This window comes from Cryobacterium sp. MLB-32 (assembly GCF_000738085.1).
Lineage (GTDB): Bacteria > Actinomycetota > Actinomycetes > Actinomycetales > Microbacteriaceae > Cryobacterium.
The window spans coordinates 1-986 of the sequence record NZ_JPRS01000460.1 but is presented as its reverse complement, the minus strand read 5'-3'; the positions used below and the strand labels follow the sequence as shown (position 1 = coordinate 986).

Genomic DNA, 986 nt, shown 5'->3' with positions numbered 1-986 from the left:
ACTCGGTCAGAATGTCGCGCTTGTACTTGGCGGTATAGGTTCGCCGCCGAGCACGCTCGGGAACCTGGGGATCGGGAACATCTTCCATCCCTACAGCCTGCCCGGTCAAGCCGGGTCCTGTCATCACTGCGTTCGTCAAGGGGAACTCCTTCCCCGCCCTCTACGACACTATTCGGGACGATCCCGGTGCCTTATCCAAGGTTGACAGAGAGGGTGGCGGTACCGCCATTTCGCAAGTGGAACCGGCGACGGGCGGGGGCTGAGCTGCAGGCCGGACGAGATGAAACGTGCGGCCTTGAACGAGTGGCTCAGCCCACGGCGGTGTGGTGCCGGAATCTGACGGTGCCGAAGATCGCCAACACGATGCCCGCGCTGAACGCAATCCCGCCCAAAGTCAGGAGCGCCTTCTCGGCTGCGAACATCTGGCTCAGTCGGAGATAGAGGTCGTTGTCGATGCTGCCGATGAGTGAGTCGACTTGTGAGTAGCGAATGAAGTATGAAGAGAGAGCGGTGAAAACGAATCCGATGCCAAGTAGGACGAGTGCGCTCCCGACCGCATAGACCCGCCGTACCGAAGCGTTCTTCATTCCCTGACCGTCTCGGTGAGCGTGGCGGCACTGAGATAAACGTGGGTCGTGGTGCTTGTCTGCTCCATGGCGCTGAGGTTAGCAAGAGGTCTGCGATTCGGCTGGGGCATCGTCCCTGGCAGAAGAACGTGTCGCGGGACACAGGACCGCGTCCGAAAGCGCCGGCAGGACTTTCAGAATGACCGCCTAGGTGCGTGGCGCTGCGCGGTGGGTGCGCATAATCGCGAACCATGCGCTTGGGCTGCCGCAGTATCACGCACGATCGCGACCGTGCCCGCAAGACGGACCTCCAGCGCGACAGATTTAGGCCAAATCACCAGTCGGCCGATCACAGCGATGCCGTGTCACAGGGGAACCCGCTACGGGACGCCGGTGACTTGATAACTGAACACGCTTTGT

The 986-nt window shown here is 61.3% G+C and carries 1 protein-coding gene; it reads right to left on the bottom strand.

Annotation, left to right across the window (positions count from 1 at the left end):
* Nucleotides 1-308 precede the first annotated feature (308 nt).
* Nucleotides 309-587: a hypothetical protein gene (locus JF66_RS19370; protein ID WP_035880520.1), complete on the bottom strand. Its 279-nt coding sequence runs from the start codon at nt 585-587 to the stop codon at nt 309-311.
* Between the last annotated feature and the right edge of the window lie 399 nt (nt 588-986).

Coding starts and splice junctions, on each gene's coding strand:
- JF66_RS19370 (WP_035880520.1), bottom strand. CDS start 587: ATGAAGAACGCTTCGGTACGGCGGGTCTATGCGGTCGGGAGCGCACTC.